Below are 19,981 nucleotides of genomic sequence, written 5' to 3'. Positions count from 1 at the left end.
TCATTTTTAAGTAATGATATAATATAGCTTTAGAAAAAAGTACTAAATATAGTATAAAAGCGTAAAAGTTGATGGCTACATCTCTTTTTATGTGATGACCGTCACATAAATACATGTTTTTTTCTATTAGGACTGCAGATATTATAACTAAAAGGAGTTAAATGATATATGAAAATTGCACAACCAAAGCCATTTACATTTGAAGGCGGCGAAAAAGCTGTTTTATTACTTCATGGTTTTACCGGAAATTCTGCTGATGTTCGTATGTTAGGTCGTTTTTTAGAGAAAAAAGGATACACATGCCACGCACCTCATTACAAAGGACATGGCGTAGCGCCTGAAGAACTTGTTCATACTGGTCCAAAAGATTGGTGGAAAGATGTCATGGACGGCTATGAGTTTTTGAAAAGCAAAGGTCATGAAAGTATTGCCGCTGTAGGTCTTTCACTAGGTGGCGTATTTTCACTGAAATTAGGTTACACTGTACCTATAAAGGGTATTGTGCCTATGTGCGCCCCTATGTATATAAAGAGTGAAGAAGTCATGTATGAAGGTGTTTTAGCGTATGCACGCGAATATAAAAAGCGTGAAGGTAAATCGTCTGAACAGATTGAACAAGAAATGGAAGAGTTCAAGCAAACACCAATGAACACATTAAAGTCTTTACAGGAATTAATCGCTGAAGTGCGAAATTCAGTTGATATGATTTATGCACCGACATTTGTTGTACAAGGTCGTCATGATCATATGATTAATACAGACAGCGCCAATATTATTTATAATAGCGTCGAGTCTCCTACAAAAGATATAAAATGGTACGAAGAATCTGGTCATACCATTACCTTTGATAAAGAGCGTGATCAGCTTCACGAGGATGTATATGCATTTTTGGAATCACTTGATTGGTGATAGAGATAATAAGAATAAAGAAAAAGGAGGGACATGATGTGAAAGAAGAAAATCAGCCCTATATAAATGAAATATTGGATTTTATGAAAAGGGATAATTACAAACCTTTGACTGTCCAAGAGCTTGCAAAAGAATTTAATACTGAGGATGCAGAGTCATTCAAAGAGTTTGTGAAGGCACTTGTTATTATGGAAGAGAAGGGTTTAATTATCCGAGCAAGAAACGATCGCTACGGGCTGCCGGAACAAATGAATTTTGTCAAAGGGAAAGTAAGCGGACATGCAAAAGGGTTTGCGTTCGTAGTTCCTGAAGAAAAAGATGCGGGTGATGTATTTATTCCCCCTACTGAAACAAACAATGCTATGCACGGAGATATTGTGCTTGCAAGAGTGTCATCAGAATCATCAGGTGCTCGTCGTGAAGGAACCATTGTAAAAATCTTAGAACGAGGTACCCAGCAAATTGTAGGTACGTATACGCAAAGCAAAAATTTTGGCTTTGTGATTGCGGATGACAAAAAAATTGCAGGTGATATTTTTATTCCCAAAGCAGCAAGAAACGGTGCGGTTGAAGGCCATAAAGTAGTAGTAGAACTGACAACCTATCCGGAAGGCCGCATGAACGCAGAAGGAAAAGTTGTTCAAATTCTTGGACATAAAAACGATCCGGGGATCGATATCATTTCTGTTATCCATAAGCACGGTCTTCCTCAAGAATTTCCTGCTGATGCTTTAACACAAGCAATTGATACACCTGAAACGATTGACGAAAAAGATATCGGCAACCGCCGCGATCTTCGTGATCAAGTTATTGTAACCATTGACGGAGCAGATGCAAAAGATTTGGATGACGCCGTAACGGTTACAGAGCTTGAAAATGGAAACTACAAATTAGGCGTCCATATTGCAGATGTAAGTCACTACGTTAAAGAAGGTTCTCCGATTGATGTAGAAGCAGCAGAGCGCGGAACAAGCGTCTATTTAGTAGACCGAGTTATTCCGATGATTCCTCACCGTTTATCTAATGGAATTTGCTCATTAAATCCAAAAGTTAACCGTTTTACGCTTTCGTGTGAGATGGAAATCGATCCACAGGGTGAAGTAGTGAAACATGAAATTTTTGAAAGTGTCATCAAAACGACAGAACGAATGACGTATTCAGACGTTAACAAAATCTTAGTGGATAAAGATGAAGAAGTGTTAGAACGCTACGAGCCAATTGTTCCGATGTTTGAGCGTATGGAAAAGCTGGCAGCTATTCTTCGTAAAAAGAGAATGGATCGCGGGGCCATTGATTTTGATTTCAAAGAAGCAAAAGTATTAGTAGACGATGATGGCCATCCTCACGATGTTATTTTGCGTGAACGTTCGGTTGCTGAAAAGCTAATCGAAGAATTTATGCTAGCGGCGAATGAAACAGTAGCAGAACATTTTCACTGGATGAACGTACCGTTCATTTATCGTATTCATGAAGATCCAGATGCAGAGAAGCTTACTCGTTTCTTAGAGTTCATTACAAACTTTGGTTACACGGTGAAAGGAACAGGAAACGATATTCATCCGCGTGCGCTACAGGATATTTTAGAAGAAGTAAAAGGCACGCCTGAAGAGATGGTTATTTCAACTGTTATGCTTCGTTCGATGAAACAAGCGAAATATGAAGCAGAAAGTTTAGGCCACTTTGGTTTATCAGCTGAGTTCTATACGCATTTTACGTCTCCAATCCGTCGTTATCCGGATTTAATCGTTCATCGTCTCATTCGCACGTATTTAATTGAAGGAAAAACAGATCAGCAAACGCAAGAAAAATGGCGCGAGCTTCTGCCTGATGTTGCTGAGCATTCTTCTAATATGGAACGTCGTTCAGTTGACGCTGAGCGGGAAACGGACGATATGAAAAAAGCTGAGTTTATGGCTGATAAAGTTGGGGAAGTATTTAATGGTATTATTAGCTCTGTTACTAACTTTGGAATGTTCGTGGAGCTAGAAAATACGATTGAAGGTTTAGTTCACGTCAGTGACTTAACAGATGACTATTATCGTTACGACGAACGTCACTATGCGATGATTGGAGAAAAAACGGGCAATGTCTTCCGAATTGGAGACGAAATTGAAGTGAAAGTCGCCGATGTGAATAAAGACGAGCGTTCGGTTGACTTTATTATTGTAGGAATGAAAGAAAGTCGCAAACGCTTATCTAAAGACCGTCCTAAAGTGATTAAAGCAAAACAAAAGTCACGCAAAGATGATAAAGGAAAAGTTCGCGAGGGCAGCCGAAGCAAAAATGAAGAGTGGTCTACTCAAAAGCCAAAGAAGAAAAAGAAAAAGAGATTCTTCGAGGGTGCCCCAAATGTTAAGCGCAAAAAGAAAAAGCGTAAATAATCGAAATCGACAGCAGTGAAGCAGAAGGGTATTCCTTCTGCTTCAAAACAGCTCCATTAAACGTTTTAGTTGTTGTTTAGATTTCCATACAGTAAAATGATACATAATATCATACATATACGTAAGTACGGCTGAAGGGAAGGAACGTTTTATGCCAAAAGGTGAAGGGAAATTAATTGCACAAAACAAAAAAGCCCGCCACGACTTTTTTATTGAAGAAACATATGAGACGGGTATTGTTCTACAAGGAACGGAAATTAAATCAATTCGTAATGGGCGTGTAAATTTAAAGGACTCTTTTGCTCGTGTGCAAAACGGAGAAGTATTTCTACACAATATGCACGTTAGTCCTTACGAACAAGGAAATCGATACAATCATGAGCCGTTGCGTACACGAAAGCTATTGCTGCATAAGCGTGAAATCAGCAAGCTAATTGGCTATTCAAAAGAAACGGGTTATTCATTAGTTCCTTTAAAAGTGTATTTAAAAAATGGATACGCAAAGGTTTTACTAGGGCTTGGTAAGGGTAAAAAGAAATATGACAAGCGTGAAGACTTAAAACAAAAAGAAGCGAAGCGCGATATCGAACGAGCATTTCGTGATCGTCAAAAGATGTAACATTACAAAATCTTACAATTGCAAAATGCTCATTTTGTGATATAATAAGTATTGTTATCAGTTAGATTTCATTTTGCACACTGAAGTCGCTATCTGATGTAAGATTTTTTCTTACACATTCCGACTCCCTTTTATATGGGGACGTTACGGATTCGACAGGGGTAGTTCGAGCTTAGGTTGCGAGTCGAGGAGATGGCCTCGTTAAAACATCAACGCCAATAATAACTGGCAAATCTAACAATAACTTCGCTTTAGCTGCATAATAGTAGCTTAGCGGTTCCTCCCTCCATCGCCCATGTGGTAGGGTAAGGGACTCACTTTAAGTGGGCTACGCCGGAGTTCGCCGTCTGAGGACGAAGGAAGAGAATAATCAGACTAGCGACTGGGACGCCTGTTGGTAGGCAGAACAGCTCGCGAATGATCAATATGCCAACTACACTCGTAGACGCTTAAGTGGCGATATTTCTGGACGTGGGTTCGACTCCCACCGTCTCCACCAATACATATTGTATGGTGGCTTACCTTACTTATAACAGGAGTTAATCAAATGTATGCTCTTCATTTGATTAGCTCCTTTTTAATTTATAATTTATGTAAAATTGAAAAAAGCAGGAAAGAAATAAAAGGATGCCTGTTACACAAAGAGGCATCCTTTTATTTTTGTTTAAGCTGAACAAAAAGCAGCATAAGAAAGGAAAGAAAGACGATTGAAATAACCCATAGCCAAGCGAGATTCATGTTTCCAGAGTCAATCGCTACGTAGATAGCAGTAGGCACAGTTTGAGTTTCACCTGGAATATTGCCGGCAAACATCAAAGTGGCTCCAAACTCTCCGAGTGCTCTTGCCAGACTTAGCACTCCTCCTGTTACGATGGCTTTAGAAGCTAAAGGGATAGAAATAAAGAAAAAGACTTTCCATTCGCTTGCACCATCTACTCGAGCTGCGTCTTCAATTTCGTAATCAACGCCTTGAAAGCCTGTTTTGGCAGATTGATACATAAGCGGAAACGCAACGACAACGGAGGCAATAACAGCTGCCCACCATGTGAAAATAACGGGTTGTTGAAAGACCCATTCAATTGCCCGGCCGAGCAGGCTGTGTTTCCCGAATATGACAATCAATAAAAATCCAACAACGGACGGAGGGAGCACCAACGGGAGCATTAACGCCGTTTCAATCATCACTTTTCCCTTAAAGTGTTTCCTAGATAACAGTTTTCCTATAACAGTGCCTAAAATAATAACGACAAATCCTGCTACTAATGCAATTTTAAGCGATAGCTGAAGAGGAGATAAAAATTCTTGAATCATAGCGGCCTCAATTTGCAGTGAAACCGTATTTCTTTAAAGTGTCAAGAGCCGTCTTACTTTGTAAAAATTGATAAAAAGCTTTTGCTTCTTGTGGATGTTTCGAATCCTTAATAACGCCTACAGGATATACAATTGGTTTGTGAGTGCTATTATCTGCAGTAGCGACAATCTTCACCTTTTTTGAAATCAAGGCATCGGTTTTATAAACCACCCCAGCTTCAACGTTTCCTGTCTCTACATAGGAAAGCACCTGGCGTACGTCTTTCGTATAGACGGTTTTTGGCTCAATGTTTTTCCAGAGGTTCATGTGTTCAAAAGTCTCCTTCGCATACTGTCCGGCAGGAACGGATTCTGGTATTCCAAGTGCAATTTTTTGAACAGTCGGCTTTGATAGATCTTCAAAATTTGTGATAGCAGACGTATTATTCTTTGGCACGATAAGCACAAGGTCATTGCCAACCAAGTCAGCACCATTCTCTTTGGAGATAGCTCCTGCTTTTACTAGTGCATCAAACTTGTCTTCCGCTGCTGAAAAAAATAAATCAACAGGTGCGCCGTTTGTAACTTGCTGTTGCAGCGAGCCTGAAGCTCCAAAATTAAATTTCAAGTCTATATTTGGATGCTTTTTTTCATATTGCTTTTGAATATCAGTGAGCGCATCTTTTAAGCTGGCCGCAGCGGATATCGTTAAGCTGATGTTTTTATGCTGAGCTGCGGATTGATCGGTATTTGTTTCGTTCGAACAAGCAGCAGTAAACATAATTAAAAATAATAGTGCGAATAAGGGTTTAAAGTATTGTTGCATCGTGTCACCTCAGTTAGTTGTAGTAAAGCAATTTAGTATAACTATATCACGTTCATTTTAAATTTGACTTCCTAAAAAGAAAACAGCGACTTGAAAGGGGGAAAACTTTCAAGTCGCTGCTTCATTTATTCTTCCAACGCTTTGCCCATTCCTTTTAAAAAGTGAAGCCCAAATCCAATTGCACGATTGACGTCTGGATCGTTTAGCGCTTTTATAAGAGCTAATGCACTTACTTTTTTTCCGGTTTTTACATATTCATTCGCTTCGTTCATACCAGCTGTTGCGCTATTTACAAGTTTAGCAGTTACCTCTGGATCTGCCTTCATCAAACCGCTGCTTGCACCCATAAGAGTATTAATTAAATTGGTTACCGGTTCTCTGGAAATTTGATGAAGCGCAATTTTTGAGATTTTTTCTTTCGCTTGAATCATTGAATCAGCAGCTTCAAGAACACCCATGTCATTAAGTTCGCCCACAATACCGATAATACGGTTCAACGCTTCTTCATTATCTGCCAGCAGAGAAGTTAAATCTTCTAATTTTTGTTGTTTTTCTTCTTCCTCGCTTAGAAGAGGTTTCTTAATTTCTGTAATAGGTTGTGCCATCTTTTCTCCTCCTATTTACTTGTTAAATGGACGTAGCCAGGACGGTTCCATTTACGCTGAACCTCGACCCCATTTTGAGGATGACGTTTTTTGTTACGCGGATTTGTAGACGGTAAAGGCGTTGCTCCACCTTTACTTAATACTTCCATCCGTACTTTTGTTTGTTTGTAAGCCGGCGTATTTGTTCGTTGGTCGACTGCAGGTCCGGTCAAGAAGTTAATAGCCGAATCTTTATGAACAGAGTGCATTGGAAGATACAGCTCATTTGCTTTTACTCGCTCTGTAATTAATGCCTGTACTTTTACTGCTCCAAACGGTGAGATTAATCTGACAAGCGAACCTTCTTCAATTTCACGCTCCTTGGCAAGCTGAGGTGAAATTTCTACAAATACTTCCGGTACTTTTGATTGGATGCCGCTCGATTTATTGGTCATATTCCCTTCATGAAAATGTTCTAACATTCTTCCATTATTAATGTGTAGATCATATTCTTCTGGGAATTCGGCAGGAAGTACCCAATGTGATAAAGCAAAGCGCGCTTTTTTATCTGGGAAATTAAACCCATCGACGTAAAGTAACGGCGTGCTTTTTCCCTCTAAGCTCCCCCATAAGAAGCTATTCCAGCCTTCAAGTTTTTCGTAACTGGCTTGGCTGAATAGAGGTGATAGACTAGCCATTTCTGCAAAGATATCACCAGGATGTGTATACGTCCAGTTCGCACCTAAGCGGTTGGCAATCTCTTGAACAATCCACCAATCCGGCTTTGAATCACCGAGCGTTGGTAATGCTTGATACAATCTTTGGACACGTCGCTCCGTATTGGTAAATGTTCCGTCTTTTTCAAGAGAAGGAACAGCAGGAAGTACAACATCAGCATATTGAGCCGTTCTCGAAAGGAAAATGTCTTGGACGACAAAAAAATCTAAATTTGATAATATTTCGTGTACATGGTTAGCATTTGAATCAACAAGAGCCATATCTTCACCGACAAGGTACATGGCCTTCATTTTTCCTTCACCAATTGAATGCAGCATTTGAATATTATCAAGCCCTGGCTTATCTTTAATTTTTACACCGTATGCTTTTTCAAATTTCGCTCGGGCGACTGAGTCTGTGACGTGCTGATAGCCTGGAAGCCAAGCAGGAAGAGTTCCCATATCACATGCTCCTTGGACGTTATTGTGGCCTCGGAGCGGATAAGCGCCTGCTCCAGGGCGTCGATAGTTTCCAGTAGCAAGCAACAGGTTTGAGATAGCCGCTGATGTATCAGAGCCTCCCGTATTTTGCGTTACGCCCATGCCCCACAGCACACAGGTTCCATCGGCGTCTCGAATCATTTCAGCTATTTGAATGAGCGTTGCTGCTGGAATACCCGTAATTTGTTCAGCATATTCAAGCGTGTACTTTTCAAGCAAAGAGTGAAAGTCTTCAAAATAGTTGACGTTTTCTTGGATGAATTTTTCATTGTGCCATCCTTGGTCAATCATGTATTTTGTTACAGCCATTAGCCATACTTGGTCCGTACCTTGTTTTGGACTGATGAAAATGTCAGAGCGTTCAGCCATTTCGTTTTTGCGCAAATCTGCGACGATTAGTTTTTGGTCATGAAGCTTGTGCGCGCGTTTGATGCGAGTTGCTAATACAGGATGACCTTCAGCAGGGTTAGCTCCAACGATGATAACCAGTCCAGCTTTTGCGATGTCTTTTATCGTGCCGGCATCGCCTCCCATTCCCACTGTTCGAAATAATCCATCAGTTGCAGGAGACTGACAGTAGCGAGAGCAGTTGTCTACGTCATTTGTTTCAAACATTTGGCGAGCCAGCTTTTGAATAACATAGTTTTCTTCGTTTGTAATCTTAGAAGAAGAAATAAAACCAACTGATCCATGTCCATACTGCTGATTAATAGAGCTTAACCTGCTTGCTACTAAGTCGAGGGCTTCTTCCCATGACGACTCTACAAATGCACCATTTTTTCGGATTAAAGGCTTAGTAATACGTTTTTCAGAGTTGACAAAATCCCAGCCGAATTTTCCTTTCACACAGGTTGAAATGGCATTTGCGGGAGCATCAGAGCTAGGCTGAACTTTAAGGATTTCACGGCCTTTTGTCCATACTTCAAATGAACATCCAACTCCGCAAAATGTACAGACAGTTTTTGTTTTTTTCGTGCGTGTTTCGCGCATAGCGGCTTCCACTTCTGAAACAGCAAAAATTCCGCTGTATCCAGGTTCTACTTCTTTAACTAAATCAATCATTGGATTTAAAACGTCTTTTGGAAGCCCAGTCATAAATCCAGCTTCTCCAAGCATGGATTTTTCCATCAAGGCATTACAAGGGCATACGGTTACACATTGACCGCAGCTCACACAAGAAGATTCATTGATTGCTACACCGTCATCCCAGAGAACGCGGGGACGTTTTGCTTCCCAGTCGATAGAGAGTGTTTCATTAACTTGAAGATTTTGACAAACCTCTACGCATTGGCCACAAGCGATGCATTGATTAGGGTCATAACGGTAGAACGGATGAGACATATCGACTTCATTCTCTGAGGCCTTTGGCGTATAGGGGTATTTTTGATGTTCAATCTCCATCATTTCGGCTGTGTTATGTAATTTACAATTTCCGTTGTTATTGTCGCAAACGGTGCAGTATAGCAAATGATTCTCTAATAAACGATCCATTGCTTCCGTCTGTGCCGCTTTTGCGGGTGCTGATTGTAATTCTATCTTCATGCCGTTTTCAGCTTTTGTAGAACAAGAACGAACTAACTCGCCATTCATTTCAACGATACATGTGTCACAAGTTTGAATAGGATCCACTTCAGGAACATAACAAATCTGAGGGTGCTCAATGCTTTGCTGATTAATAATTTCAAGTATGGTAGAGCCTGAAGCTGCTTTGTATTCGTTGCCATTTATATGAACAGTGATAATTTCACGACTCATTTGTTTTCCTCCTTTATATAAAAACAAAAAACCACCATGAATACACACGCCTAATTAAATAAGGGAAGTGCAATCATGGTGGAATAGTTTACTAGCAGGTCTTACTAATATGCCAATCCGGCCCATTTATATCGTTAAGAAAAAGTGATAGAGTAATAACAATTCATTATTATTATTCCATCTCGGTTATTTATAATTATATCGCTACGTTTTTAAATGCACAACTTTTTTAAATACCCAACTCTCTTCAAAAGTTTTGCTGCAAAGATTTTAGGCTTTTATTTTTTGAAGTGTTGATTTATGATAAAAAAACTGTAGGAATAAAATGCACAATTTAATTTTAATCGGTGGGAGAGCGTTGATTATGTCAAAAACTATTCATGAATTTAATGATATTATTCGGAAGCTTCGAAAAGATTTATTTGGAAAAGGACCGGAAAGAATACATACGGTTTTTGTTGAAAATATGGCTGTCTCAACACTGTATGGAAATTTAACTCCGACAGAAACATTTATTGCAAGCACTGCTGAAGGATGTGACATGGTTCATCTAGCTCGAACAAAAATGATCCAAGATGTATATGCATCGAATCCGCCGGAAGGGTTAGAAGAATTGGTAGGAGCAAAGTTGGTTAATTTATTTTCAGATATGAAAATAAAAGAAAATATAGCGGTTTCCGTATTCGTTTTTGATAAAAACATTATTTAAAAAAGGAGACATCACATGAACTCGACCGTTAAGAAGCGTACAGTTCTTAGATTTAAAAATGGTCAAATGGAAAGCGTGGAAGATAAAATTGTAACGGAGTTTCCTGTGACTGTGAAAATTAATGAAGAAGAGTTTGTCACGATGGTATGTAGCCCACAATACATTGAAGATATGGTAATTGGCTATTTAGCATCTGAAGGGGTTATCCGAGCATACACAGACATTAAAAACATATGGGTTCAAGAAAAAGAAGGGTATGTTCATGTTACAATAGATAAATTAAACCCGTATTTTCAAAACCTTCAAAATAAACGATATATCACGTCTTGCTGCGGGGCGAGCAGACAAGGGTTTGTCTTTATAAATGATGCACTGACTGCTAAAAAAATGAACGATATATCGGTAGAACTTTCAATTAAGGATTGTTTTCAATTGATGAATAAGCTGCAGCAATCTGCTGCTACGTTTCAAGAAACGGGTGGCGTTCATAACGCTGCTATTTGTGATAAAAATGGCTTTATGCTTAGCAGAATGGACATTGGTAGGCATAATGCTCTAGATAAACTATACGGGTATTGCTTAAAACACCATATTTCAATTAGAGATAAAGTAGTCGTTTTCAGCGGCCGTATTTCTTCAGAAATTTTGTTGAAAGTAGCGAAGATCGGGTGTGAAGTGGTTCTTTCAAAATCCGCCCCGACTGAACTTGCTTTAAATCTAGCAGAAGAATTGGGAATTACAACGGTAGGGTTTATTCGAAATGATTCGTTGAATATTTATACATGCCCGGAAAGAATTTTAAGAGAGAGTTAATCTGCTGTGGAGAAGCTGACAGCTAGAGAGAGGAGAGATGAGGCAGATGTCATACGCTATAGTTGATACTTTAAAGCGTCCTTTACGAGACTTGCGTTTGTCAGTAACAGATCGCTGTAACTTTCGCTGTCGATATTGTATGCCTGAAGAAATTTTTGGGGCAGACTATCCATTTTTACCTGCCGAAAACATTCTTTCGTTTGATGAATTAGAGAGACTCACTAGATTATTCGCATCGCTAGGAGTAAAAAAAGTGCGTATAACGGGAGGAGAGCCGCTGCTAAGAAAAGGCTTGCCAGATCTAATCAATCGTCTGAAGCAAATTGGGGGTATAGATGATATTGCCATAACAACAAACGGCTCACTGTTAAAGAAGCATGCAGAAGCCTTATCAAAAGCGGGATTATCAAGAGTAACCGTTAGCCTAGACTCGCTTGATGAAGTGAGATTTCAAGAGTTGAATGGAAACCGAGGAAGCGTAAAACGAGTATTAGAAGGAATAGAAGCAGCAGCTCTTGCGGGGATTTCAGTCAAAATAAACATGGTTGTCCAAAAAGGCAAGAATGAGCAGGATATTCTTCCGATGGCCCACTATTTTAAAGACAAAAAACATACGCTGCGTTTTATTGAATATATGGATGTTGGAAATTCAAACGGCTGGAAAATGGATGAGGTTATAACAAAGAAACAAATTCTTGATATAGTTGGACAAGAAATGCCTCTTGAAGAAATTACACCTCATTATACGGGAGAAGTAGCCACCAGGTATCGATACGTCGGGACAGAAGAGGAAATTGGTATCATTTCATCTGTCACAGATTCATTCTGTTCCACTTGTTCACGCGCAAGAGTATCGGCTGAAGGAAAGCTCTATACCTGTTTGTTCGCGTCAAAAGGATATGACCTCCGCACACTGATACGGTCAGAAGCCTCTGATCATACTGTTTGTGACACCATTTCTGATATCTGGAGTCATCGGAAAGATCGTTACTCAGACGAACGAGCTAATGGAAGACAGGTCCAAGGCGCTGAAAAAGTGGAAATGTCTCATATTGGTGGATAATTCAAAGAAGCTTTATAAATGCCAATCACTGCGGTGATTCACATTTATAAAAGTGGGATCTTCTGCTGAAAAAGGCACGCGAAGGACGTTTGTCTGATTCAACAATTGCGTAAGCCTTCTTTCACCCTGTGTAACGAGTTGTTCAATAAGAGGAAGCGTTCTACGGTGATAGAGTGCTAGAAGCGGGTGAATGTGATCAGGCTGAACAGGAAGAACAATGTCAGGTGAGTCCGTTTGGGTCAGTGTGATCATGTGATGAACAAACTCAGCATTAATAAAAGGAATATCGCAAGAAAGAATAAAGAACCATTCAGCGCAGCAATCGATCGCAGTTAAAGCGTGATGAATTGCATACAAAGGACCTTGATACGGGCATTTTTCAACTGCAAATGCAACATCCTTTCTTTGAAAATAAGGGAGTAAATCTTGGTTGGTAGACACAAGTATAGGTGTGACGTGATTTTCTTTTAATGCATCTATACTATATTCGTAAAATGATTTCTTCTTATAGGTTTCAAACATTTTGGGTTGACCGTAGCGAGAAGATTTTCCTCCTGCTAATACAATGCCTGCAATGGACATTTATTAAATACCTCCATCAAAATATATTTGTATATTTATGCAAAAAAGCCTCCGTAAAGCAGCGTAGCTTTATGTGTATAATAGCATGTTTTTAAAGAAATATCTTTGACAAAGGAATAGACAGTGAAGTCAGAGATTGAATGAGAAAGGGAGAGAAAAGAGTGACAGAACGTTATTCACGTCAGCAGCTTTTCCAGCCTGTTGGAAACAAAGGGCAGCAGCAAATTAGAAGTAAGCATGTTTTAGTTGTAGGTGCAGGGGCTCTAGGCAGCGCTAGCGCAGAAGCCCTCGTGCGTGCTGGAATTGGAAAATTGACTCTTGTAGATCGTGATTATGTAGAATGGAGTAATCTACAGCGTCAGCAGCTTTATACAGAACAAGATGCGCAAAACAAACTACCTAAAGCTGTAGCAGCAAAAAATCGTTTGCGTCAAATAAACACGGAAGTGAAGATTGAAGCGCTGGTGATGGATGCTCAGCCTGCTAATTTAGAAAGTATCGTCCAAACAGCCGATGTGATCATCGATGCGACAGACAACTTCGACATCCGTTTTATTTTAAATGATTTGTCACATAAGTATGAAGTTCCTTGGATATACGGCTCATGTGTAGGGAGTTATGGCGCCACTTATACCGTTATCCCAAATGTAACCCCTTGTCTGCACTGCATATTGAAAAAAGTGCCTGTCGGAGGAGCAACCTGTGAGACAGCAGGAATTATTAGTCCCGCTGTTCAAATTGTGGCAGCCTATCAAATAACCGAAGCATTAAAAATTTTAGTCGAAGATGTTGAAGCTTTGCGCCACACATTTCTAACCTTTGACGTCTGGAATAATCAGCATGCTGAATTTAAGACGGGCAAAATGAAAAGTGATAAATGTTCTTCTTGCGGATCAACCCAAACATATCCGTACTTAGCGTATGAAAATCAGCTTAAAACAGAAGTTCTGTGCGGCAGAGAGACGGTTCAAATCAGACCCTCGCAGCGCCATTTGTACAACTTCGATGAATTGGAAAAACGGTTAAAAAAACAGGGGAAAGTAGACCGCAATCCATATCTTCTGTCATGTCAGCTTCCAGAGCAGCGCTTTGTAATTTTTCAAGATGGCCGTGTATTTATTCATGGAACGAATGATATTCAATTTGCGAGAAGCTTATATTATCGTTTACTAGGATGAGTAAAGGAGTGAAAAGAATGAGAGAAAAGCGAACTCCTATCCCTGTCGGAGAATGCGTTGGACGAGTGATGCAGTATGCAAAAAACAGAAAGCAAGAAATCATTGCGCTTGAAGAAGCTCACGGCAGATTTTTAGCTGAAGATTTAATAGCAGATCATGATATTCCTGCTTTTGATCGTTCTCCATATGATGGTTTTGCCGTTCGGTCGCAAGATACGAAAGAAGCATCATCACTTCATCCAGTAGAACTGGCTGTTCGAGGAGAAATAGGAGCGGGTTCTGTTTTTGAACATACAGTCAACGCGATGCAGGCTGTGCGTATTATGACAGGAGCTCCTATTCCTAAAGGCTGCGATGCGGTTGCAATGCTTGAAGTAACAAAAGAATATACGAAAGACAATCAGCCGATCGTTCAAATCAAGCGTTCGTTTAACAGCGGAGATAACATTTCTTTTCAAGGAGAAGAAACAACAAAAGACACTGTGTTAGCTTCAAAAGGAACGTATATTACTCCCGGAGTAGCAGCTCTTTTAGCCACATTTGGCTATAGTAATGTAGCTGTCTTCAAAAAACCTGTAGTTGGATTACTTGCAACTGGAAGTGAACTAGTGGAAGTGAATGATCCTGTTGAACGGGGCAAAATTCGTAATAGCAATGCTCATATGCTGCGTGCGCAAATTGAAAAAGCTGGAGGCGAAGTGAACTATTTTGGTATTATGCCTGATGATTTAAGTCAGTGCTACAATGCGGTAAAAGCTGCACTATCAGAAGTGGACATGCTGATTACAACGGGCGGCGTTTCAGTAGGAGACTATGATTATCTACCAGATGTGTATAAACAATTACAAGCCGAAGTTCTTTTTAATAAAATAGCAATGAGACCAGGCAGTGTAACAACGGTTGCTCGTATGGAAGAAAAGCTTTTATTTGGCCTCTCGGGAAATCCTACAGCGTGCTATGTCGGTTTTGAACTTCTGGCTCGTCCGGTAATCAGTACATATGCGGGTAAAAGAACCCCTCATCTTCGGAAAGAAAAAGCTTTGTTAGGAAAGGACTTCTTAAAGCCAAATCCTTTTATGCGATTTGTATCTGGCAGGCTTTCATACAGGGAAGGACAGCTGATTGCTTCTCCATTAAGCTTTACAAAATCTAGTGCTGTTTCTTCTTTAGCTCATGCGGATACATTAATTATATTTCCTGGAGGGACGAGAGGATACAAAGAAGGAATGCTGGTTGACGTCTTATTGCTAGATGATGTGCGGGGAAGTGAATGGCCTTGGTAGCTTGTTGTACCGTTTTACAAGTAGTTGGATTTCAAAACAGCGGAAAAACTACTTTAGTGGAAAAGCTCATTAAAAGAGCGAAACAATTCAATCTATGTGTAGGTTCTATTAAGCACCATGGACACGGCGGACCTCCAGATAGCAGCAGTGAGCTAAAAGACAGTCATCGCCACCAGCAAGCAGGTGCCGATGTGGCAGGTGTAGAGGGAGGTGGAATCCTTCAGCTTACGGCAGATAGTAAAGACTGGACCCTAAAAAAGCTGATTGATTTTTATCAATTTTTCTCGCCAGATGTCATTTTTGTTGAAGGATATAAAAAAGAATCCTATCCAAAAGCAGTCTTGATTCGAAGTGAAGAAGATCTTGTTCTGCTTTCCTCTCTAACTAATATTATATGCGTGATCAGTCACGTTCCGCTTAAAAAAGAATTGCTGCGAGCATATCCAATATTTCACTTACAAGAAGACGAGCTTTATCTTAATTTTTTATTGAAAGAAGTGGGGGAAAGAAGATGAACCAGCACTTATTTGAAGTAGTAAATCAGCCAATTGCCGTAGATGAAATAATTAAAAAAGTTTCTAGAAGAGACGCGGGAGCTATTACGACATTTATTGGAACGGTAAGAGAATTTACAAAAGGCAAGAAGACGCTCTCTCTTGAATATCAAGCCTATGTGCCAATGGCCGTGAAAATGCTTAGCCAAATTGGTGACGAAATTCAGGAAAAGTGGCCCGATGCTTTGACAGCTATTACTCATCGAATCGGGAAGCTTGATATAACAGAAGTCGCAGTAGTTATTGCCGTTTCTTCTCCGCATCGCAAAACAGCTTATGAAGCAAACGAGTATGCTATTGAACGTATTAAGCAAATTGTGCCAATTTGGAAAAAGGAATTTTGGGAAGACGGAACAAAATGGATTGGAGATCAGTTAGAAACAAAAGAATATCCTGAAGGAAAGCCAATGAAGGAGATGTAAAAATGATTAACGTCTTATTTTTCGCTGCTATACGTGAAGAGGCTGGAGTGGAACAAGTAACAGTTGATAAGCAAGATATAACAGTGAAGGAATTAAAGGAATATGTGCAAAAAACGTATAAGCTGTCCTCTCTGAAGCAAACGATGACCGCAGTCAACGAAGAGTTTGTAACAGATGAAGAAACCATTGGAACGGGAGATACCGTCGCATTTATTCCGCCCGTTAGTGGAGGATAAAAAAAGGTGCTGAATATACAGCACCTTTTTTTATTATCTAAATTGAGCTACTTTTTCGATTGGTAAACGTACAGACGGGTAACCGCTATTTGCTGCTTTGCCGATTGAAAGTAACATAACCGGCGCATAGCGCTCTTTGTCTAAACCGAATGCTTCGGCAATTTGATCTTTTTCATAACCGCCAATAGCGTTTGTATCATAACCGTGAGCACGTGCAGCAAGCATTAACTGCATAGATACTAAACCGCTGTCAATTAATACTGTTTCTTTATTTAATTCTTCAGAAGCAGCTGCGTAGTGCGCTTTGATTTTAGGAATTTGCATATCTCTAATTTCTTGTGGCATATAGCCTAGTTCAACAGCTTTATCGTAAATTTCATCTAAATTTTCTTCACTTTTTAAATCGCCGAAAATCGCAATAACAGCTGCTGATGTTTCTACTTGTGATTGATTAAATTTAGCAAGCGGAGCTAATGTTGCCTTTCCTTCAGGGCTATCAATTACTAGAAAGCGCCAAGGCTGTGCATTAACAGAAGATGGAGCTAGCGTCGCTTCGGTTAAAATTTCTTTCATTTCTTCACGGCTGATTTTGACAGATGGGTCGTAATAACGAATAGATCTGCGCCCTGTAATAATATCTTGGAAATCATTGTTTAGTGGTTTTGTTTGCGTCATGATGAACTCTCCTTTATGTTAAAAATGTTATGACCGTTCAATGGCCGAAATGTTTACTTTTAAACGCTCAAGCATTTTGGAAAGCAGCAGCTGTTCTTCTTCGCTGAAATCTTTAAATGCTTCATCAATAAAGCGAGCTTTTTCGTTTCGAAATGCACCGATTTTTTCATGTCCGCTTTTCGTAAGCTTTACAAATGTTACGCGGTTGTCATCAGGGTTTTTACGGCGTGATACAACATCTCTTTCTTCGAGTTGCTTTAAATGCCTTGTAATTGCAGCATTGTCAATGTTTACTTGCTGTTGAAGCGCCTTTTGACTCATTTCACCTGTTTCATAAAGCTGATGTAAAATATCAAGACGTGATTGGCTAACACCGGTACAATGCTCAAACTTTTGATTAATTTGTTTATTAACTTCTTGCAGAGCATACAGAACATTTGCTTTTTCAGAACATGAATGTGACAAGAAAGTCGCTCCTTTTTCTATGATATTTATTGATGAATTAATATTTGATACATCAATGTTTGATACATCAAATAATATAAAATAAATAAAAGTGAAAGTCAAGAAAGTGAACGTTGTTTTTTAAAAATAATAAAGAAAGAGGCTGAGACGTAACGAAATGAATCTCATCCAAAGGCGAACAATCTGGATATATAATCTGGACTGCTTGCTCGGCCGCTGAGCCTCCTCGTCGCTTGCGCTCCTGCGGGGTTTCATCTGTTCCACTGTTCCCGCAGGAGTCTTCGCCTTGCCCTCCAATCAACTGCTGGAAGGAACGAAACGGATAAAATCTACGTTCACCATAACAAAAAAAACGAACCGCTAATCAAACTGTTTGATTAGTGGTTCGTTTTTCATTTCAGCTAAACTATTTTTGCCTCAGCCTCTTTAAGCTGAATGATTTTTTTTGCTAATTTGTTCATGCGTATAGGGAGATAGAAACGGAATACGCTTGATAATCAAATCGTGAATCCAGAATAATCGCTGAATAAGAGGAGTTGTTTTAGCTGAAACGTATATAATAAAGCATCCGATAGCTCCCGCAATCACCATCCCTCCAAGTACATCTGCTGGATAGTGAACGCCTACGTAAATACGTGAAAGGCCCGAAATGACAGCCCATATAAAAATGATGCTTCTCCATTTGTTTTTTCGTAACCACATAATCCAAGCAGCAGAAAAGACTAAAATCGAATGATCACTCACAAAAGATGAATTAGCCGGGTGCGGAATCAGCTTATGAACGTGATGAGTCACAAACGGACGCGGGTGGTAATACACCAGGTGAATGACTTCGTTGATACATAGAGAAAGTACAATTGTAAACAACATGTATAAAGCTGTATAACGGTGATAAATTGTTCTTTCTGTTTTTCCGCTAAACCACAGCAAAAGCAAACAAGCCATTATAAAATAAGGAACGCTATTCGTGATGATAATCATTACAGAATCCATTGCGCTGGATTTACCAGCAAACGAGTTAATCCATTGAAATACTTCGTAATTGAGGTTCATTTGTTTTCTCCTTATGCAGTACTTTTCACTCTTAGTTTAGATTGATACTCTAAAAAAACGATGAATTTCACATTAAAAATCAATTAAAATCTGAAATTTAAGGGCATTTAATGATATAAAAAGGAGAGGAAGAAACTGCTTTTAGAATAGGAGATGAAACAGTTGAAAAAGGTTTTATTTTTACCTCTTCTAAAAATGCCTTCTGGCCATCATCAAGTGGCAGAGGCGTTAATGGATATATTGGAAAGAAGAACAACAAATATTTGTTATAAAAAAATAGATTTATTAAGCTATACAAACGAACTATTAGAAAAAGTGGTCACAGGCACATATTTGAAATGGATTCGTTATGCTCCAGAAACGTACAATATGGCATACAAACATCTCTTTTATGAACCGCCTGTTCATTCATTCAAATGGTATCATCACGTATTCGCAAAAAAAATGGAGCACTTAGTTAAAGAAGAAAATCCGGATTTAATTATATGCACACATGGGTTTCCTTCTTATTTGCTCAGTCAATTAAAAGCAAAAGGCAAGTGCGATGTACCTATTATAAATGTCTACACAGATTTCTTTATTAATAATTTATGGGGAAAAGAAGAGATTGATTTTCACTTTCTCCCTAGTGAAGAAGTAAAAAAAGGACTTCGTGCTCAAAGTGAAATTCCACTTCAAAATATGATGGTCACAGGAATACCGGTACATGAAGAAATAACAAAAACAAGAACATTTAAGCATCCTGGTAACCGAAATATTTTAATTGCTGGAGGCAGCAGCGGTTTAGGCAATATTATGGATTTCTACAATGATTTAAAAGATGCGAGCCATTTTCATTACTTTGTCTTATGCGGCAAAAATCAAAAGCTATATGAAGAAATCAAGGGATGGGAATTACAGCACGTTACACCGATTCCGTACATTTCATCACGCACAGAAATGAATGAACTGTATGAACAAGTGGATGCTATTGTAACAAAGCCAGGTGGTATCACGGTCAGTGAAGCTCTTCGCAAGAATTTACCGATTTTTGTTCATTCTGCTTTACCAGGTCAAGAAGAAGTGAATTTACGCTATTTAACAGAACGAAACTTAGTTCAAGAACTAAAGGCGGATCAATCGTTAGAAAGTCAGCTGCAGGCAGTGCTGCAGGATGCTGATAAAATGAGCACATTATATAACGCGATTGCTGCTTACCATAAAGAAATCGAAGCACAAACGCCTGAAGAACTTTTAGCAGTAGTCAATTGGATTTTAGGCGAAAAGCAAACGATTGGTCTTCATGCGTAAAACATTCATGTTTACAAACAATAAGGATAAGCTAAAAGACAAGCATGTTGAAAAAGTAGGGTTTAGATAAAAAAACA

The 19,981-nt window shown here is 39.3% G+C and carries 21 protein-coding genes and 1 other RNA gene; 13 read left to right on the top strand and 9 right to left on the bottom strand.

Going from position 1 to position 19,981, the window contains the following annotated elements:
* Window positions 1-168: 168 nt before the first annotated feature.
* The 4 genes from OK414_RS26240 to ssrA all read left to right on the top strand — a co-directional run bounded on the left by OK414_RS26240 (window position 169) and on the right by ssrA (window position 4,408).
* The gene (locus OK414_RS26240) at window positions 169-909 is read left to right on the top strand and encodes an alpha/beta hydrolase (RefSeq protein WP_013059696.1); all 741 of its coding nucleotides are present in this window, start codon (window positions 169-171) and stop codon (window positions 907-909) included.
* 38 nt (window positions 910-947) lie between these two features.
* Window positions 948-3,290 carry a ribonuclease R gene (gene rnr / locus OK414_RS26235; RefSeq protein WP_034648419.1) on the top strand — a complete coding sequence of 781 codons (2,343 nt, stop codon included), beginning with the start codon at window positions 948-950 and terminating at the stop codon, window positions 3,288-3,290.
* Between the two features lie 151 nt (window positions 3,291-3,441).
* On the top strand, window positions 3,442-3,909 hold the full coding sequence (gene smpB / locus OK414_RS26230; protein WP_034648422.1) for an SsrA-binding protein SmpB: 468 nt from the start codon (window positions 3,442-3,444) through the stop codon (window positions 3,907-3,909).
* 137 nt (window positions 3,910-4,046) lie between these two features.
* Window positions 4,047-4,408, top strand: a transfer-messenger RNA (tmRNA) gene (ssrA, locus tag OK414_RS26225).
* Window positions 4,409-4,563: 155 nt separating this feature from the next.
* Here the strand turns inward: ssrA and modB are convergent.
* From modB to fdhF, 4 genes are all read right to left on the bottom strand, one after another.
* On the bottom strand, window positions 4,564-5,220 hold the full coding sequence (gene modB, locus OK414_RS26220) for a molybdate ABC transporter permease subunit (protein ID WP_013059693.1): 657 nt from the start codon (window positions 5,218-5,220) through the stop codon (window positions 4,564-4,566).
* A gap of 7 nt (window positions 5,221-5,227) precedes the next feature.
* On the bottom strand, window positions 5,228-6,025 hold the full coding sequence (gene modA / locus OK414_RS26215) for a molybdate ABC transporter substrate-binding protein (protein WP_095380215.1): 798 nt from the start codon (window positions 6,023-6,025) through the stop codon (window positions 5,228-5,230).
* Window positions 6,026-6,150: 125 nt separating this feature from the next.
* Entirely contained in the window at window positions 6,151-6,630 is a 480-nt protein-coding gene (locus OK414_RS26210; RefSeq protein WP_034648426.1) for a DUF1641 domain-containing protein, read from the bottom strand.
* 11 nt (window positions 6,631-6,641) lie between these two features.
* Window positions 6,642-9,581 (bottom strand): formate dehydrogenase subunit alpha, encoded by a 2,940-nt coding sequence (gene fdhF / locus OK414_RS26205; protein WP_263045910.1) that lies wholly within the window; start codon window positions 9,579-9,581, stop codon window positions 6,642-6,644.
* A gap of 364 nt (window positions 9,582-9,945) precedes the next feature.
* Between fdhF and OK414_RS26200 the strand changes: the two genes are divergently transcribed.
* The 3 genes from OK414_RS26200 (at window position 9,946) to moaA (ending at window position 12,166) form a co-directional block, all read left to right on the top strand.
* Window positions 9,946-10,290 carry a DUF2294 domain-containing protein gene (locus OK414_RS26200; RefSeq protein WP_013085380.1) on the top strand — a complete coding sequence of 115 codons (345 nt, stop codon included), beginning with the start codon at window positions 9,946-9,948 and terminating at the stop codon, window positions 10,288-10,290.
* A gap of 66 nt (window positions 10,291-10,356) precedes the next feature.
* Window positions 10,357-11,103 carry a formate dehydrogenase accessory sulfurtransferase FdhD gene (fdhD, locus tag OK414_RS26195; RefSeq protein ID WP_370506938.1) on the top strand — a complete coding sequence of 249 codons (747 nt, stop codon included), beginning with the start codon at window positions 10,357-10,359 and terminating at the stop codon, window positions 11,101-11,103.
* Window positions 11,104-11,149: 46 nt separating this feature from the next.
* A complete protein-coding gene (gene moaA / locus OK414_RS26190) occupies window positions 11,150-12,166 on the top strand; it encodes a GTP 3',8-cyclase MoaA (RefSeq protein ID WP_095380218.1) in 1,017 nt (338 codons plus the stop codon).
* Window positions 12,167-12,178: 12 nt separating this feature from the next.
* On the opposite strand, the gene OK414_RS26185 is transcribed toward moaA, so the two are convergent.
* Window positions 12,179-12,748 carry a molybdenum cofactor guanylyltransferase gene (locus tag OK414_RS26185; RefSeq protein ID WP_263045909.1) on the bottom strand — a complete coding sequence of 190 codons (570 nt, stop codon included), beginning with the start codon at window positions 12,746-12,748 and terminating at the stop codon, window positions 12,179-12,181.
* Between the two features lie 161 nt (window positions 12,749-12,909).
* On the opposite strand from OK414_RS26185, the gene OK414_RS26180 reads away from it, so the two are divergent.
* The 5 genes from OK414_RS26180 to moaD are packed head-to-tail and all read left to right on the top strand — an operon-like array spanning window position 12,910 to window position 16,421.
* Complete coding sequence (locus tag OK414_RS26180) at window positions 12,910-13,926, top strand: molybdopterin-synthase adenylyltransferase MoeB (protein ID WP_013059685.1); 1,017 nt, start codon at window positions 12,910-12,912, stop codon at window positions 13,924-13,926.
* 17 nt (window positions 13,927-13,943) lie between these two features.
* A complete protein-coding gene (gene glp / locus OK414_RS26175; protein ID WP_047931121.1) occupies window positions 13,944-15,209 on the top strand; it encodes a gephyrin-like molybdotransferase Glp in 1,266 nt (421 codons plus the stop codon).
* Complete coding sequence (gene mobB / locus OK414_RS26170) at window positions 15,197-15,724, top strand: molybdopterin-guanine dinucleotide biosynthesis protein B (protein ID WP_216875699.1); 528 nt, start codon at window positions 15,197-15,199, stop codon at window positions 15,722-15,724. Before glp ends, mobB begins: the two co-directional genes overlap by 13 nt.
* Window positions 15,721-16,185: a molybdenum cofactor biosynthesis protein MoaE gene (locus tag OK414_RS26165; RefSeq protein WP_013059682.1), complete on the top strand. Its 465-nt coding sequence runs from the start codon at window positions 15,721-15,723 to the stop codon at window positions 16,183-16,185. The genes mobB and OK414_RS26165 overlap by 4 nt, the downstream gene beginning before the upstream one ends.
* Window positions 16,186-16,187: 2 nt before the next feature.
* Window positions 16,188-16,421, top strand: coding sequence for a molybdopterin converting factor subunit 1 (gene moaD / locus OK414_RS26160; protein WP_013085372.1), 234 nt, complete (start codon window positions 16,188-16,190; stop codon window positions 16,419-16,421).
* A 33-nt stretch (window positions 16,422-16,454) separates the two neighbouring features.
* Here moaD and OK414_RS26155 read toward each other — a convergent pair whose 3' ends face one another.
* The 4 genes from OK414_RS26155 to OK414_RS26140 form a co-directional block, all read right to left on the bottom strand.
* Window positions 16,455-17,096, bottom strand: coding sequence for a nitroreductase family protein (locus OK414_RS26155; protein WP_216875697.1), 642 nt, complete (start codon window positions 17,094-17,096; stop codon window positions 16,455-16,457).
* A 27-nt stretch (window positions 17,097-17,123) separates the two neighbouring features.
* A complete protein-coding gene (locus tag OK414_RS26150; RefSeq protein WP_013085370.1) occupies window positions 17,124-17,561 on the bottom strand; it encodes a MarR family winged helix-turn-helix transcriptional regulator in 438 nt (145 codons plus the stop codon).
* Window positions 17,562-17,628: 67 nt separating this feature from the next.
* Entirely contained in the window at window positions 17,629-17,862 is a 234-nt protein-coding gene (locus OK414_RS26145; protein WP_047931118.1) for a hypothetical protein, read from the bottom strand.
* Window positions 17,863-17,987: 125 nt separating this feature from the next.
* Window positions 17,988-18,614: an undecaprenyl-diphosphatase gene (locus tag OK414_RS26140; protein ID WP_013085369.1), complete on the bottom strand. Its 627-nt coding sequence runs from the start codon at window positions 18,612-18,614 to the stop codon at window positions 17,988-17,990.
* Between the two features lie 162 nt (window positions 18,615-18,776).
* On the opposite strand from OK414_RS26140, the gene OK414_RS26135 reads away from it, so the two are divergent.
* Window positions 18,777-19,904: an MGDG synthase family glycosyltransferase gene (locus OK414_RS26135; protein WP_034648446.1), complete on the top strand. Its 1,128-nt coding sequence runs from the start codon at window positions 18,777-18,779 to the stop codon at window positions 19,902-19,904.
* Window positions 19,905-19,981: the final 77 nt, after the last annotated feature.

The organism is Priestia sp. JV24 (assembly GCF_025910025.1).
Classification (GTDB): domain Bacteria; phylum Bacillota; class Bacilli; order Bacillales; family Bacillaceae_H; genus Priestia; species Priestia megaterium.
This window is presented reverse-complemented; position numbering and strand designations above follow the sequence as displayed.